Origin of the sequence: Aeromonas hydrophila subsp. hydrophila ATCC 7966 (assembly GCF_000014805.1) — a bacterium.
In the GTDB taxonomy this organism is placed as follows: Bacteria; Pseudomonadota; Gammaproteobacteria; order Enterobacterales; family Aeromonadaceae; genus Aeromonas; species Aeromonas hydrophila.
The window spans coordinates 641,905-656,914 of record NC_008570.1 but is presented as its reverse complement, the minus strand read 5'-3'; the positions used below and the strand labels follow the sequence as shown (position 1 = coordinate 656,914).

Annotated in this window: 11 protein-coding genes and 1 riboswitch; of the genes, 3 read left to right on the top strand and 8 right to left on the bottom strand. The window is 65.6% G+C overall.

Annotated features, from left to right (window positions below; genetic code table 11):
- Window positions 1–318: 318 nt before the first annotated feature.
- Complete coding sequence (locus AHA_RS03085; protein WP_011704581.1) at window positions 319–2,514, top strand: glycoside hydrolase; 2,196 nt, start codon at window positions 319–321, stop codon at window positions 2,512–2,514.
- Window positions 2,515–2,527: 13 nt separating this feature from the next.
- Here AHA_RS03085 and AHA_RS03080 read toward each other — a convergent pair whose 3' ends face one another.
- Window positions 2,528–3,319 (bottom strand): substrate-binding periplasmic protein, encoded by a 792-nt coding sequence (locus AHA_RS03080; RefSeq protein ID WP_011704580.1) that lies wholly within the window; start codon window positions 3,317–3,319, stop codon window positions 2,528–2,530.
- A gap of 76 nt (window positions 3,320–3,395) precedes the next feature.
- Window positions 3,396–5,243: a M3 family metallopeptidase gene (locus tag AHA_RS03075; RefSeq protein WP_011704579.1), complete on the bottom strand. Its 1,848-nt coding sequence runs from the start codon at window positions 5,241–5,243 to the stop codon at window positions 3,396–3,398.
- 295 nt (window positions 5,244–5,538) lie between these two features.
- Between AHA_RS03075 and AHA_RS03070 the strand changes: the two genes are divergently transcribed.
- Together AHA_RS03070 and gbpA are read left to right on the top strand one after the other, a co-directional pair.
- The gene (locus tag AHA_RS03070; RefSeq protein ID WP_011704578.1) at window positions 5,539–7,236 is read left to right on the top strand and encodes a methyl-accepting chemotaxis protein; all 1,698 of its coding nucleotides are present in this window, start codon (window positions 5,539–5,541) and stop codon (window positions 7,234–7,236) included.
- Window positions 7,237–7,501: 265 nt separating this feature from the next.
- A riboswitch (cyclic di-GMP riboswitch) is annotated at window positions 7,502–7,587 on the top strand.
- Window positions 7,588–7,649: 62 nt separating this feature from the next.
- Complete coding sequence (gbpA, locus tag AHA_RS03065) at window positions 7,650–9,074, top strand: N-acetylglucosamine-binding protein GbpA (protein WP_164927538.1); 1,425 nt, start codon at window positions 7,650–7,652, stop codon at window positions 9,072–9,074.
- 72 nt (window positions 9,075–9,146) lie between these two features.
- Here the strand turns inward: gbpA and cbl are convergent, their stop codons facing one another.
- From cbl to AHA_RS03035, 6 genes are all read right to left on the bottom strand, one after another.
- A complete protein-coding gene (gene cbl / locus AHA_RS03060) occupies window positions 9,147–10,094 on the bottom strand; it encodes an HTH-type transcriptional regulator Cbl (RefSeq protein ID WP_011704576.1) in 948 nt (315 codons plus the stop codon).
- Between the two features lie 176 nt (window positions 10,095–10,270).
- The gene (locus AHA_RS03055) at window positions 10,271–11,338 is read right to left on the bottom strand and encodes a sulfate/molybdate ABC transporter ATP-binding protein (RefSeq protein WP_011704575.1); all 1,068 of its coding nucleotides are present in this window, start codon (window positions 11,336–11,338) and stop codon (window positions 10,271–10,273) included.
- A 22-nt stretch (window positions 11,339–11,360) separates the two neighbouring features.
- Entirely contained in the window at window positions 11,361–12,257 is an 897-nt protein-coding gene (cysW, locus tag AHA_RS03050) for a sulfate ABC transporter permease subunit CysW (protein WP_011704574.1), read from the bottom strand.
- Complete coding sequence (cysT, locus tag AHA_RS03045) at window positions 12,254–13,093, bottom strand: sulfate ABC transporter permease subunit CysT (protein WP_005308571.1); 840 nt, start codon at window positions 13,091–13,093, stop codon at window positions 12,254–12,256. Before cysT ends, cysW begins: the two co-directional genes overlap by 4 nt.
- 279 nt (window positions 13,094–13,372) lie before the next feature.
- Window positions 13,373–13,948: an RBBP9/YdeN family alpha/beta hydrolase gene (locus tag AHA_RS03040; protein WP_011704572.1), complete on the bottom strand. Its 576-nt coding sequence runs from the start codon at window positions 13,946–13,948 to the stop codon at window positions 13,373–13,375.
- Window positions 13,949–14,004: 56 nt separating this feature from the next.
- Window positions 14,005–15,006: a sulfate ABC transporter substrate-binding protein gene (locus AHA_RS03035; protein WP_011704571.1), complete on the bottom strand. Its 1,002-nt coding sequence runs from the start codon at window positions 15,004–15,006 to the stop codon at window positions 14,005–14,007.
- Between the last annotated feature and the right edge of the window lie 4 nt (window positions 15,007–15,010).

Sequence of the window (15,010 nt, the reverse complement as noted above, 5' to 3'; positions counted from 1 at the left end):
CAAAAACAATCCTTATAAAACAATGAATTGCGTTCAAAGTGAGCAGGCATGCTAGAAACCGTCGAGCAGGCTGGCACCCCCCTATATGGGGCGTCGAAAAAATGGGCGCGGGAGGTTCACACCCGCAGGAGGAGTCGCACAAACCAGTGCTGGCGGGGGCTGAGAGAGGGTTCGAATGATGCTTTTTTGCCGCATGAAAATGGCTCCCAAAAGGGCTGGAATGAGGCCATTCACCCCATATGGGTTAAGCAGATTTGGCTGTACCGGGGGGCGGGCGTCGGCGTACCCTGATGGCATCAATCAGGTCAAGGATGTTGCATGAACGGTTTGCCGATACGGGCGCCAGCACTGGGCTGGCTGTTGATTTCACTGCTGGCGGCGCCGCTGGCCGCCGCCCCCCTGACGCTGCAGGGCGAGACCCAGCGTTACCGCATCGATCCCGATACCCTGGCCATCTCGGTCAACCAGATCCCGGTCAGCGCGGGCCAGCCCGCTCGCCAGGTCGATCAGTTGCAACAAGGGGAGCAGCAGGCCAGCTGGCACTGGCCCGCCCAGGACGCCAGGGTGGAGGTCAAGCTGGATGGCGACGACCTCTTGCTGACGCTGGTCAGCGACAGTCCCCGTCAGCTGGCCTGGTTCAGCCTGCCGAAAAACCAGACCCACCTCTCCCTGGCCTTCGGCGAGGGCAGCCGCTTCTCGGTGCGCGACAGCGACTGGCTCGGCTATGTCGGCGACGAGCTGGCCGAGCTCAACACCCATTACGACCTCAAGCTGCCGCTCTGGAGCCAGGATGCCGGCAAGCAGACCTACAGCTGGATCCTGCAGACCCCCTACGACAACCGGCTTCGCTTCAGCCGCCAGGGAGGCCGGCTGCAACTGAGCGCCAGCCATGAATTCAGCAGCTTCAACCAGCAGGCGCCTATGGTGGTGCGGCTGAGCGTGGGGGATGACTGGCTGGCCGGCGCCCGCCGCTACCGGGCGTGGCTGCAGAGCGAGGGGGCCTGGCAGTCTCTGGCCGACAAGGTCGCCCGCATTCCCGCCGGGCGGCGGCTGATCGGCGCCAGTCATGTCTACCTGTGGGGCGATGCCCTGCTCGATCGGCAAGATGTGACGGCCTGGCCCGCGCTGCAGGCCAAGCTCCGGCAAAAGCCGGAGTGGCTGCAAGGCTTCAACAGCGAGGAGCGGGAGGCGCTGGCCGCCAATGCGCCAGAGCCCTGGCAGCAGGCGCTGATCATGGCGGGTCTCAACCGGCTGATTGCCGACCAGTTGCCGCTGCCTGCCCAGCAGGGCCCGCAGGCCCAGAGCAAGGTGCTGGCCCTGCGCCAGCAGTGGGTCAAGAGCCAGTTCGGCGAGCAACTGGTGGCGCAGGAGCGCTGGGGCCAGGGGCTGTCGCTGCCGGTGATCGAGGCGCTGCAGCAGGCGGGACTGCGCAAGTTGTGGCTCGGCACCCCGCAGTGGACGGCGGCCCTGCAGCAGGGCTATGCCCTCACCGCCGCCCAGCGCCAGGGCTATCTGGTGGGCAGCTATGACTCCTACGATACCGCCATCGCGCCCGGCACCAACGACAGCTGGCTCACCGCCCAGCTGCCGCCGGAGATCGGCAAACGCTGCGCCATCTTCGAGGCCAACGGCGAGCCCAAGCCGGGCTTTGGTGGCGAGGGGGTCTATCTCAACCCGGGCTGCACCCTGCCGTTTGCCAAGAGCCGCATGAGCGAGCTGGCCAAGGCCAGCGGCATCAACAGCCTGTTCCTCGACGTGGACGGCACCGCCATGGCCTCCAACGATTACAACCCGGCCCACCAGCAGGGCAGCCAGGCGATGATCGCCGACCGCAACGCCCGCATGAGCTGGGTGGGTGAGCGGCTCGGGCTGGTGCTGGGCTCGGAGGATGGCAACGCCCTCACCAGCAAGCCGCTGCTGTTTGCCCACGGCATCCAGAGCTGGGGCTTTGGCTGGACCGATGCCGCCATGCGCAAACAGGCCAAGTCCCCCTACTACCTCGGCAAGTGGTGGCCGGACGAGGCGCCGCAGGTCTTCTTCCAGCCCGCCCGCCTCAAGCCGCGCTACCTGAAGACGGTGTTCAATCCGGCGGATCGGCTGCCCCTCTATCAGGCGGTGTTCCACGACTCCGTGCTCAACAGCCACCACTGGCTGCTGGACAACCTGAAATTCCCGGGCATCAAGGAGGAGCGCGCCCTGCTCGGCCTGCTCTACAACACGCCGCCGCTGGTCAACCTGAGTCGCAGCACGCTGGCGAGCCGCCTGCCGGAGCTGGTGAGGCTCGACAGCCAGTTCGGCCCGCTGCACGAGGCGCTGTGGGACAAGGCACTGGTGGGCTTTCGCTGGCGTGACGGGGTGGGCCGGGTGCAGGAGACCCGCTTCTCCGACGGCAGCCGGCTGGTGGCCAACTTCGGCCACAGCTCCATCATGATCGACGGCCACAAGCTGCCGGGCCGCCAGTTGCTGGTGGCGCTCAAGGACAAGCCGGTCAGCGTGCTGAAGATCCAGGGCTGAGCCCGGGCCGGCATCAGGAGGGGGTCGCCCCGCTAGCCGGGGCGGGCGGCAATGCATGGAGGTTGAGCCAGCGCCGGCGCAGCGCCTCCAGCGAGCCATCCTGGCGCATCTGGTCGAGGGCCCGCTGCAGGGCCTGCACCTTGGCCGGCTCCGTCGCCAGGTTGAGGGCGAAGTAGTACTGTTCGCCGTCGTCATAGACGAACAGCGGGGTGAGCGCCGCCAAGCCGTGGCCCAGCTGGTGCATGTGAAAGGCGGCCCCCAGATCCAGCGCCGTCACCAGTTCCACCCGGCCGCGCAGCAGCATGCGAAACTTGTCCTCCTCGCTGTTGACGCTGACCGGCGCCAGCCCCTGACGGATCAGCTGCTGGGCCGAGGCCGAATTGCGCACCACGGCGATCCGGTAGTGGCTCGCCTCCTGCAGGCTGCGGGGCTGGATGTCGGTGCGCGAGCTCAGCCGCCACACCCTGATGGTGCGCGGCCCAAACGGCCCCACCCACTGGAACTGCTGCTCCCGCTCCGGGGTGCGTGCCACCGAGAAGAGGATGCTGCCCGCCTGATAGCGGGCATTCTGATAGGCCCGCGCCCAGGGCTGCAGCTGGATGTCACCGCGCAGCGCCAGGCCGCTGCGCGCCAGCAGGGCATGCAGCAGATCCACCGAGAAACCGCTCACCGGCTGACCGGCCAGCTGATAGTTGTAAGGGGGCATCTGCTCGGTCAGCGCCTGCAGTGCCCGGGCTGGCTGCGCCAGCCCTCCCGTCAGCAGCAGCGTGGCCAGAAGCCACCGCCACCGCGCTGTTGTTCCCACCCTCGACTCCTTCCCATGAAAACAGACCCCTGCCGCGGCAGGGGTCTGACATAACGCATGTTCACCGGCTTGCGCCTCAGTGGCTGGTCACCGTCTCCTGGTAGTGGTCGCGGATCCAGCACTCGAAGTCGGCCAGCATGGCCGCTTCAGAGCCGCTATTGTCGGCGATAAGCTGGTCGCCGTGAACCACCCGGATGCGGGCATTGAGCGGCTCACCCTCACCGACCGGCGGACGCTGGCGGGCCGCCGCCATGCAGGCCTCTGCCTGCTGCCACGCCTCGGCCACGCTCTGGTTGCAGGCCCGGGCCAGCGGGCCGGCGCTGAAGCCCTTGCCGGTCAGGCTTTGCAGCGTCTCGTCATGGGTCATGCCGTTGCCCGGTCCCCAGTAGTGGGCGGCCAGATCCGGCCCGATGCGCGGGTTGTCGGTGAGGTAGCCGTCGCGTTTGAGGAAGTAGGCGCGGGTCTGCTCCACCGCCATCAGCGCCAGCAGGTAGCCGTGATAGGCGCAGGCCGACTCTTGATTAAGCAGGTGCGGGATGGCCAGCAGCGGGCGCGGGCTCTCCCCCCCCAGGATCTTGCGCTCCCAGCGGCGGGCCAGTACCAGCACTGCGGCCGGGGTACGCTCGGCCTCGTCCATGGCGTAGAGATCCCGCTCGAAGTAGGCCACCAGCGCGATCTGGCGCTCATTGAAGGCGCGAAACGGCTGGCGCGCCTCGATCATCGCCTTGATCAGCGCATCGGGGATCGGCTCCCCTGCCGCGTTTCTGGCGTAGCGCTTGAGCCAGTCCGCATCGTCCAGCAGGCTGTCGCAGAACATCGACTGGGTCTCGGCGTAGGCCATGGAGGTGGGCGGGAACTCCTGGGAGAAGCAGGGGGCGTTGCCGGTGACATTGGCAAAGTGCGCCGCGTGGCCGCCCTCGTGGAACAGGGTGTTGAGCCCGCTCCAGCCGCTGCCCACCTGGGCCGGGTTGGCCAGGCTGGTGAAGTTGACCACCGCCGGCACCCACTCCCCCTCCTGCCAGAAGCTCGGCACCGGGCCGTGGCAGAAGCCGTTCTCGTATTTCCCCTCCCGGGTCAGCAGATCCAGGGTGAGGGTGGCACCGCGGTACTGGATGCCGAGCCGGCGAAAGCTCTCGACCCAGTCCTGCAGCGCCCGCGAGAAGGGCACGTAAGGGTCGAGCTGGCGGGTCACGTCGCCACTCACGCTGTAGCGCAGGTTGTGGGGCAGCAGGGCCGCCTCCCCCTTGGCCGCTTTCAGCTCGGCCAGGCTCTGGTGCAGCCGCTGCTCGGTGCCGGCGATGAAGTCGTCGAGAATGGCGAACAGCTGCGCCGGGCTCATCTGCTCGTTCTTGTGCACCTTGTAGTCGAAGTAGTCGCGATAACCCATGGCGCGGGCGAAGCGGTTGCGCAGCGCGACGATGGCCAGATAGCCGTTGTCCACCACCCACTGCTCCAGGGTGTGGAACATGGCGAGCGCGCTTTGGCGCACCGCCTCGTCGCTGCTGGCGGCCAGCGCCGTGCTGGCGGCGGGCAGGCTGCCGGCCACCTGCCGGCCCTGCTCGTCCAGCAAGGTCAGCTTCAGCTCCCGGCGACGGGCAAACAGCGCCGCCTCGGCGGCCACCAGTTCGTCCATCAGGGCGGCGGCCTGAGGATCCTCGATGACGTTGCACTCGAAGAAGGCGATCCAGCCCCCCAGACCGCGCTTGAGCTCGGTCTCCTCGGCCTGGGCCTGCATCTGCCGCAGCACCGGCAGGCGCGCCGGATCGGCGCAGAACGCCTTGTAAGCCTGCTCGGCGGCGGTGAAGCCGGCCTGATCGTCGCTGGTGCCCATGTAGGTGGACCAGAACAGATCCTCCTTGCGCCTGTGTACCTGCAGGTAGTCGGCGTTGAGCTGGTTGAGATAATTCCTGGCAATGGAACTCATAACTTCCCTCTTGTTATGGGGCGGCCACGAGGGCGCCCACTCCTTTTTGGTGAAATGCCAACTCATTCACATTTTCTGCAAATTGAGCAGACAAATAGTGCGCCGGGATGCGCGCCATCACGCTATCAAAAGCGAGGGTTTCTGTCTGCTGGCTATACTGATTGTCAAATTGCTCAATTGGCCTTTTATGGCCCCAAGCCATTGAAAGTTAATTAAATGTTAATAACAAAATAATCAGGGCCAGCCAACGGACTGGCCACCACCAGACCCGCACGGGAAAGTTAAGGAAGAGACTATGTTCAAGCTCGGTGATATTGCCGTGAGCCGCAAACTGATGCTGTTGCTCTCACTGGCGCTGATCGGTTTCATCGCACTACTGCTCATCTCGGCCAGTGCCCTGCATCGCAACCTGATGAGTGAACGGGAAGCCAGGCTGCAGGCCGTACTGGATCTGGCCATGAGCCGGATCCAGACGCTGGCGGCCACCCTGCCTGCCCCCCAGGCCCAGGCCGAAGCCAAGGCCATGCTCAACAGCATGCGCTTTGACGGCGACAACTACCTGTTCGTGCTGGATGAGAACCGCCGGATGGTGGTGCACCCCGTCAGACCCGAGCTGGTCGGCCAGCAGATGGGCGAGAGCGGCACCGCTACCGCCGGCGTCCACTGGCAGCAGATGGTGGATCTCGGCAAGGGGGGCCACAGCGGCCGGCTGGAATACAAGTGGATCTCCCCCTCCGGCGAGGCGGCCCAGAAGATGTCGCTGGTGGCCGGTTATCAGCCCTGGGGCTGGATCCTCGGATCCGGCGTGCTGCTGCAGGACATCCAGGCCACCATCTGGTCCCAGTATCAGCTGATGGGGGGCGCCACCTTGCTGGTGACCCTGCTGATGGGACTGCTGGGCTTTGCCATCAGCCGCTCCATCGTCAATCCGCTGGCCGAGATCAACCGGGCCATGCAGCAGGTGGCCGCCGGCGATCTGGTGGTGAGCATCCCGGTGCACGGCCAGGATGAGCTGGGCGCCGTCGCCAGCTGCACCAACCAGGGACTCAACGCCATTCGCCGCGCCCTGCTGGAGGCGAGCCAGGGGGCCCGCAACGTGGCGGATGCCGCCCTGCGCATCGCCGCCTCCGCCGAGCAGACCAACCAGGCGGTCAACAGCCAGCGGGATCAGCTGGCCCAGCTCGCCACCGCCATGAACGAGATGAGCGCCACCATCTCCGACGTGGCGGGTCACGCCGAGAACACCGCCCGCGACACCCAGGACGCCACCAGCGAGGCCGGCCTCGGCAACCGTGACGTGCACGCCAGCGTGCACGGCATCCAGGCGCTGGCCACCGAGGTGGAGCAGGCCACCCTGCAGGTCAACCAGCTTAAAGAGGGGGTGATGCAGATAAGCGAGGTGACGGCGGTCATCAGCGCCATCTCGGAGCAGACCAACCTGCTGGCCCTCAACGCCGCCATCGAGGCGGCCCGCGCCGGCGAACAGGGCCGTGGGTTTGCCGTGGTGGCCGACGAAGTGCGCCAGCTGGCCAGTCGCACCCGCCAGTCCACCGAGGAGATCCAGAGCACCATAGCCCAGCTGCAACAGCGGGCGGTGACCGCCGCCAGCGCCATGGACGCCAGCCGCAAGCTGGCGGAGAGCAGCGTCAGCCAGTCGGAGAAGGCGGGCCAGGATCTCTCCCTCATCGTCAACCATATCCAGCACGTCAGCGACATGGCGACCCAGATAGCGACCGCGGCGGAGCAGCAGAGCATGGTGGCGGAGGACATGAACCGCAACGTCAGCGGCATCAACGACTCGGCGCTGGAGATGTCCCAGTCCGCCTCCCAGCTGGCCCGGGAGAGCGAACTGCTGGCCGGACTTTCGCGCAGCCTGGACGAGCGGCTGGCGGTATTCAAACTCGGCAGCGCCATCGACCAGCAGCTGGAGCAGCGGCTCGCCCCTCTGCACCGGCAGGTGAGCCCGGCTGAACGCCCCCGCGTTCGCCACTGATCCGTCCTACCCTGTCGCAGCGCACGCCCCCGTCAGCCCGGCTGACGGGGGCGTGCTTCATTGATGAAAAATGTGGATTTTTTGCATCTTGTCGACCTGTTCGACGACATTGATGCGGCGACGTTCAGTTAACCACCATTTAAAAACAAACAGTTAAGTGTTTGCTCTACTCCGATGAGGTCAAGCTGTAAAGATTTACACTTAATTATTTAATCAAAAATAGCCATGATGGGTTGTCGCCAAACGCGACACCATGACCCTTTATGTAGTCATTTGGCAAACTGGTTGAAAGGCCAGGACGCAAAGCCTCCGGTCTAAAGACATGTCGTCCAGGATAGCGGGGTTGCCACATCGTGCTTCGGGGAACTCCCCCTGCCAACTTGACTGCCCACATCTGTCGAACAGAGGAATGTATGGCAGCAAAAATCCAACTCAATCACGTCGCTGCGACGCTGGCCCTGCTGGTCAGTGGCAGCGTGCTCGCCCACGGCTACATCAGCCAGCCGGAATCGCGCAACTACCTGTGCAAGACCGGCGGCAACAGCCAGTGCGGCGCGGTGCAATGGGAGCCCCAGAGCGTGGAAGGCCCCTCCGGCTTCCCGCAGGCCGGCCCGCCCGATGGTCAGATCGCCTCGGCTGGCAGTGCCAGCTGGCGCGAGCTGAACGCCCAGACCAGCGACCGCTGGACCCGCCGCGAGGTACAGGCCGGCCCCTTCGCCATCAGCTGGACCTTCACCGCCAACCACGTCACCCGCAACTGGCGCTACTACCTCACCAAGCAGGACTGGAACCCGAATCAGCCGCTGACCCGCGCCGCCTTCGAGCTCACCCCCTTCTGCGTGGTGGACGGCAACATGACCCAGCCGCCCAAGCAGGTCACCCACCAGTGCAACCTACCCCAGCGCACCGGCTATCAGGTGATCCTGGGGGTGTGGGAAGTGGGGGACACCAGCAACAGCTTCTATAACGTGATCGACGCCAACTTCAAGGGCGGCACCCAGCCGCCGCTGGCCTGGAGCCAGGGCGGCACCATCTATCCTTCCACCGAGCTGGCGGTCGGCGACAAGGCCAGAACCCTGGTGTTCGACGCCAACGGCGTGCGCCCCGATCTGCAGACCGAGCTGACCATCGCCAGCCCGGAGCAGGGCCAGAAGAACAACTGGGCCCACGCCCTGGCGACCAAGATCAATGCAGAGCAGAGCCAGATCCGCGCCGGCCAGCAGAGCGGCGAAGGCCAGTTCAACCCTATCTACGGCCAGAACCCGGTCTACTTCAAGGCGGGCAGCGCCCTGGAGCGAGTCGAGATCCAGCTCGAACAACAGCAGCCGCCGGTGAGCAACGGTGTCAGCGTGAGCGGCCTGGAGAGCGACTACCTGCTCGACGAGGGCAAGCTTACCCTCAACTTTACCGTGGCCGCCGAGGGCGATCTGACCGTCACCAACACCCTGTATGATCACGGTGGGGCCGCCAAGGGGCAGACCAGCGCCGACATCAAGGACAGCACCCACAGCTTCACCATGCCGCTGACCGGGCTCAGCGCCGGTCACCACCAGCTGGTGATCGAGGGCAAACCCAAGGCCGGTGGCGATGCGGTGCAGCAGACCCTGGATCTGATGCTCAAGGATCCGGCCGCCGGCGGTGACTACCAGTTCACCTTCCCGGACGGGCTCAAGTCCTACACCGACGGTACCAAGGTGCTGCAGCCCAAGAACGGCAAGGTCTATCAGTGCAAGCCCTTCCCCTATCGCGGCTGGTGCAGTCAGTGGTCGGCCAGTGCCACCCAGTATGAACCCGGGGTCGGCACCAATTGGCAGGATGCCTGGATCCAGGTGAACTGATCCGCAGGCACAGCATGACACCATCAACAAAACGGGGAGCCACTGGCTCCCCGTTTTCTCTGATGCACCACCTCAGATCTGGAAATCGATGGCCGCCTCGCTGCCCATGGCGCGGGCCTGAATGTCCGCCAGCGCCAGCTCCGGGTTGCAGAGCTGGATGAACTGCCAGGCGAAGTTGTGCTGGAACTGCCCCTGCTTGAGACCGATCCAGGCGGTGTGGGGCGCGAACAACCGGCTGCCGTCCAGCTGTACCAGCCCCTTGTCGCGCTGGGTGTCGAACGCCATGTCCGCCAGTATGCCCACTCCCATCTCCAGCTCGACATAGGTCTTGATGACGTCGGAGTCCTGCGCGGTCAGCAGGATCTGCGGGGCGATGCCGGCCTCGGCAAACGCCTCGTCCACCCGCGCCCGCCCGGTCAGGCCGGCCTGATAGGTGATGATGGGCCAGTGGGCCAGCGCCGCCAGGGTCAGCTCCCGCTCGGCGGTGAGCGGATGCTGCTCCGGCACCACTATGTTGTGGTGCCAGCGGTAGTAGGGAAACGCCACCACCCCTTCGCTCTTGTCGAGCTGCTCGCTGCTGATGCCGATGTCCACCTCGCCGGTCTGCACCAGCCGCACTATCTCCTCCGGGCTGCCCTGGCGCAGCTCCAGCTGCACCAGCGGGAACTGCTCGCGAAACGCCTTCACCACTCGTGGCAGGGCATAGCGGGCCTGGGTATGGGTGGTCGCCACCAGCAGCCGGCCCGACTCGCGGTTGGCGAAGGTGCTGGCCAGCTTGCGGATGTTGTTGGCGTCGTTGAGGATGCGCTCGGCGATCACCAGCAGCTCCTTGCCCGGCTCGGTCATGCCGAGCAGCCGCTTGCCGTAGCGGATGAACAACTCGATCCCCAGCTCCTCTTCCAGCTCGCGGATATGGCGGCTGACCCCGGACTGGGAGGTAAACAGGGCATTGGCCACCTCGGTCAGGTTGTAATCCCGCCGTGCCGCCTCCCGGATAATTCGCAACTGCTGAAAATTCACGTCATCGCCTCCTGCGCTGACCGGCCGGTCGGGGCCTTCCCCGCCGCCTTGTTGTTATCTTGTCTGGCCGCTAGAGCCTGAACTCTGAGCGCCATACTGACCCTGTTGTACCCCAGGCGGGCAGACCCCGCCATGGTCACGCTGCTTGCCTGCGCGGCCCGCCAGGGGCCTGCCCCTCAAATCTGGTAATCCGGGTAAAGCTGGGCCTGTTTGGCCACCAGCCGCACCCCCTGGCCCGGGCTGAAGGCGCGGGCCGCCTCCTTGCTCAGCTCGGCTTCGAAGTGTGCACCGTTTGTATCCCCATTGCCACGCAGTTCCACCCGGATGCGTGGCCCCATGGGTAGCAGGCGGGTGATGGTGGCGCTGATGCCACCCGGCGCATCCGCTGGCAGTATCTCCAGCTCGTGGGGACGCACATAGGCGACGGCGGCGCTGCCCTCCGCCAGCTGGGAGCTGATGGGCCCGCCCAGCAGCTGCTCGCCGATGCCGAGCCCCTGCCCGGCCACCCGGCCGCGAAACAGGTTCACGCTGCCGAGGAAGCTGTGCACGAAGGAGCTGGCGGGCTGGTCGTAGACCTCGGCCGGGGTGCCGATCTGCTCGACCTTGCCGGCGTTCATCAGCACCACCCGATCCGCCACCTCCAGCGCCTCCTCCTGATCGTGGGTGACGAACAGGCTGGTGACGTGCAGCTCGTCGTGCAGCTCCCGCAGCCAGCGGCGCAGCTCCTTGCGCACCTGGGCGTCGAGGGCGCCGAAGGGCTCATCCAGCAGCAGCACCTTGGGCTGCACCGCCAGCGCGCGGGCCAGCGCGACCCGCTGACGTTGACCGCCGGAAAGCTGGGTCGGGTAGCGCGCGGCCACGTGGCTGAGCTGCACCAGATCCAGCAGCTCCTTGACCCGGGCGCGGATCGCCGCCTCGGCCGGTCGCTCGCTGCGCGGCTTGACCCGCAGGCCAAACGCCACGTTTTCGAACACCGTCATGTGACGAAACAGGGCGTAGTGCTGGAACACGAAGCCGACGTTGCGCTCGCGCACGTGCAGATCCGAGGCATCCTCGCCGCGGATGATCACGCTGCCGCTGTCGGCCTGCTCCAGCCCGGCGATGATCCGCAGCAAGGTGGTCTTGCCGCAGCCAGAGGGGCCGAGCAGCGCCACCAGCTCACCATCGTGAAAGTCGAGGTTGATGTCGGCCAGCGCCGCGTACTGGTTGAAATGCTTGTTGAGTCCTTGTACCTGAATGCTCATGGCAGCCTCTTGAATTCGGTGATCAGTGAGAGTGAGTGGGCTGGGCACGCAGCCGGGCCAGCAGGGTTTCCCCCAGCAGGGTGAAGATCCCGAACAGGGCCAACAGGCTGGCCACCGCGAAGGCGGCGCCGGTCTGGTACTCGTTGTAGAGGATCTCGATGTGCAGCGGCAGGGTGTTGGTCTGGCCGCGAATGTGGCCGGATACCACCGACACGGCGCCGAACTCCCCGACCGCGCGGGCGGTACAGAGCAGCAGGCCGTACATCAGGCTCCAGCGAATGCCGGGCAGGGTGACCCGCCAGAACATCTGCAGGCCGCTCGCTCCCAGCATGATGGCCGCCTCTTCCTCTTCCGGGCCGCGCGCCTCCATCTGGGGCAGCAGCTCGCGCACCACGAAGGGCACCGTGATGAAGGTGGTGGCCAGGATGATGCCGGGGGTGGCGAAGATCACCTTGATGTCGTGCTCGCTCAGCCATTCGCCGAACCAGCCGCGGCTACCGAACATCAGCACGAACATCAGCCCCGCGATCACCGGCGACACGGAGAACGGCAGATCGATGATGGTGATGAGCAGCTGCCGGCCCGGGAAGCGGAAACGGGCGATGGCCCAGGCCGCGGCGACCCCGAACAGCAGGTTGAGGGGCACCGAGCAGAGGGTCACCAGGGCGGTGAGGCCGAGGGCACTGAGGGCGTCCGGCTCGCTGATGGCGTGCCAGAAGAAGGTCAAGCCAGGGCTCAGCGCCTGGATGAAGACGGTGGCCAGCGGCAGCAGCAGCAGGGCGGCAAACCAGCCGAGGCCGACCGTGATCAGCAGCCACTTGACCCAGACCGGCTCGCGGATGACGGGTGGCTGGCGCACCGAAGTGGTCGGCGCCGCCTCGCCCGTGGCCAGCGCCAGGCTTGCGTTGGATGCATTCATATCCGGCTCCCTCCGATGCGGGCCCAGCTCCAGGCCTGCAACTTGTTGATAAGCAGTAACAAAATGAAAGAGATCAGCAGCATGACCACGGCGATGGCGGAGGCGCCGGCGTAGTCGTACTCCTCCAGGTGGCTCATGATCATCAGCGGTGCGATCTCCGACACCATCGGCAGGTTGCCGGCGATGAAGATGACGGAGCCGTACTCCCCCACCGCCCGCGCGAAGGCCAGGGCAAAGCCGGTCAGCAGGGCCGGCACCAGGGTCGGCCACAGCACCCGGATGAAGGTCTGCCAACGATCGGCGCCCAGGCTGGCGGCGGCCTCCTCCTGCTCGGTCTCGGCTTCCCGCAGCACCGGCTGCAGGGTGCGCACCACGAACGGCAGCCCGATGAAGGTGAGTGCAATCACCACCCCGATGGGGTTGTAGGCGAGCTCGATGCCAAACGGGGCAACCCACTGCCCGATCCAGCCGTTGGGGGCGAAGATGGCGCACAGGGCGATGCCGGAGACGGCGGTGGGCATGGCGAACGGCAGATCGATCAGGGCATCCACCAGTCGACGGCCGGGGAAGGTGTAGCGCACCAGCACCCAGGCCAGGATCAGGCCGAACAGGGCGTTGAGCAGCGCCGCCACCAGGGCAGCCCCGAAGCTCAGACGAAAAGAGGCGAGCACCCGCGGCGAACCTATCACCTGCCAGAACTCGGCCAGGGTCAGATTGTTCACCGCGAACAGCACCAGCGCCGAGAGCGGCAGCAGCACCAGCACGCCCAGATAGAGCAGGCTGAAGCCGAGGGTCGGGCCGAAGCCCGGCAGCACGGAGTAAGAACCAAATCGCATAACGCATCCGTTTGTTATGAAAAACATTAGATACAGCGATTCTGCGCATTCCTGTTTGGGGCAACAAACACCAATAACGCCTTTGCTAAGCACTTTTTTGTCTAACAGCGGCGGACAAGGCTTTTAGAGCCATAAAATGAAAAAAAGGTCTTTTATATAAATAAAAGACCTAAAAATGGAGCGTCGTGCAATGTACCAAGCTATCCAAATCAGACTGTCGCGGTGTCGGGTGCCTGCCCTCCTTCTCTGTTCCAAACCTTTGTGATCAACGCTCGCCGCTCAGCGAAAACTCAAGGCCGCCCGTCGCTCCCACACCGCCGGCGTCGGCTCCACCACCATCTCGGCCCGCCGATAGAGGGTGCCGAGCAGGTTGAGCCCCTGGTTCCACTCGCCGTGGCCGGACTGGGCATTGATGTGGCCCACCTCGCCGGCATCGAACAGCGGCACCTGCCACTGGCGGCTCCAGTACTCGGCCCGCTCAAAGCTCATCCAGGGATCGTTGCGGCTGGCAACCAGCTGGGCCGACACCTTGAGCGATCCTGCCAGCAGCTCGTCTGGCAAGCCGAAGCGGGCCGGATCCGCCGGGGCCACGATGAACAGCGAGGCCACCTTGTCGGGCTGCTGGCGTGCCGCCGTGATGGCCGCCAGCGCGCCGAAGGAGTGAGCCACCAGGTGAGCCCGGCCGCGCCGGCTGCGCAGCTTGCTCGCCAGCTTGGCGCTCCAGACCGTGAGGTCCGGCCGATCCCACGGCAGGCCCACCATCCGCTGCCAGTGGGGGAAGTATTGGTGCCAGCGGCTTTGCCAGTGATCCGGCCCACTGTTGTGCAGACCGGGAACCAGGAGGATCTTGTTCATCTTGGTGCTCCTATCAGCTGGCACAGGGGCCAGTTAAGTCGACGATGGCCGGCCGCTTAGCGACCCGGCTGGTAGATCTGGTCAAACAGGGCCCCCTGGGCGAAGTGCTTCTTCTGCGCCTTGTCCCAATCCCCTTCCAGATCCTTGACGGTGAACAGCGCCAGTTGCGGGAACTGGGCCGCGGTCTCCTTCAGGATCGCCGGGTTGCTGGGGCGATAGTGATATTTGGCGATGATGCGCTGCCCCTCGTCGGAGTAGAGGTAATCGAGGTAAGCCTTGGCCACCGCCTCGGTGCCGTGCTTCTTGGCCACTTTGTCCACCACCGCCACCGGCGGCTCGGCCAGGATGGAGACCGACGGCACCACCAGCTCGAACTTGTCGCTGTTGCCGGGCTGACCCAGTACCAGCAGGGCTTCGTTCTCCCAGGCCAGCAGCACGTCGCCGAGGCCGCGCTCGATGAAGCTGGTGGTGGCACCGCGGGCGCCGGAGTCCAGCACCTTCACGTTCTTGTAGAGATCGCCGACGAACTGCTTGGCCCCCTCCTCGCTGCCGCTCTTCTTCAGGGCATAGCCCCAGGCCGCCAGGTAGTTCCAGCGCGCCCCACCGGAGGTCTTGGGGTTGGGGGTGACGATGGCCACGTCCTTGCGCACCAGATCATCCCAGTCCTTGATCTGCTTGGGATTGTCCTTGCGCACCAGGAACACGATGGTGGAGGTGTAGGGCGCCGCATTGTTGGCCAGCCGGCTCTGCCAGTCGGCGGCGGTCAGCCCCTGCTTGGCCACTGCATCGACGTCATAGGCCAGCGCCAGCGACACCACGTCCGCCTCCAGCCCGTCCACCACGGCGCGCGCCTGCTTGCCGGAGCCACCATGGGACTGGCTGACCACCACGTCGTCGCCGGTCTTCGCCTTCCACTCCTTGGCGAAGGCGCCGTTGAACTCCTGGAACAGTTCGCGGGTCGGATCGTAGGAGACGTTGAGCAAACGGATCTCGGCGGCATTGGCCTGACCGAGGGCCAGCAGGGAGAGCAGGGTCAGGGCGGTCATTCGCAGTTTCATGGGG

Bases quoted from the DNA above. Each gene is read 5' to 3' on its own strand.
- AHA_RS03085 (WP_011704581.1), top strand. From the start codon at position 319: ATGAACGGTTTGCCGATACGGGCGCCAGCACTGGGCTGGCTGTTGATT.
- AHA_RS03075 (WP_011704579.1), bottom strand. From the start codon at position 5,243: ATGAGTTCCATTGCCAGGAATTATCTCAACCAGCTCAACGCCGACTAC.
- AHA_RS03070 (WP_011704578.1), top strand. From the start codon at position 5,539: ATGTTCAAGCTCGGTGATATTGCCGTGAGCCGCAAACTGATGCTGTTG.
- gbpA (WP_164927538.1), top strand. From the start codon at position 7,650: ATGGCAGCAAAAATCCAACTCAATCACGTCGCTGCGACGCTGGCCCTG.
- AHA_RS03055 (WP_011704575.1), bottom strand. From the start codon at position 11,338: ATGAGCATTCAGGTACAAGGACTCAACAAGCATTTCAACCAGTACGCG.
- cysW (WP_011704574.1), bottom strand. From the start codon at position 12,257: ATGAATGCATCCAACGCAAGCCTGGCGCTGGCCACGGGCGAGGCGGCG.
- cysT (WP_005308571.1), bottom strand. From the start codon at position 13,093: ATGCGATTTGGTTCTTACTCCGTGCTGCCGGGCTTCGGCCCGACCCTC.
- AHA_RS03040 (WP_011704572.1), bottom strand. From the start codon at position 13,948: ATGAACAAGATCCTCCTGGTTCCCGGTCTGCACAACAGTGGGCCGGAT.
- AHA_RS03035 (WP_011704571.1), bottom strand. From the start codon at position 15,006: ATGAAACTGCGAATGACCGCCCTGACCCTGCTCTCCCTGCTGGCCCTC.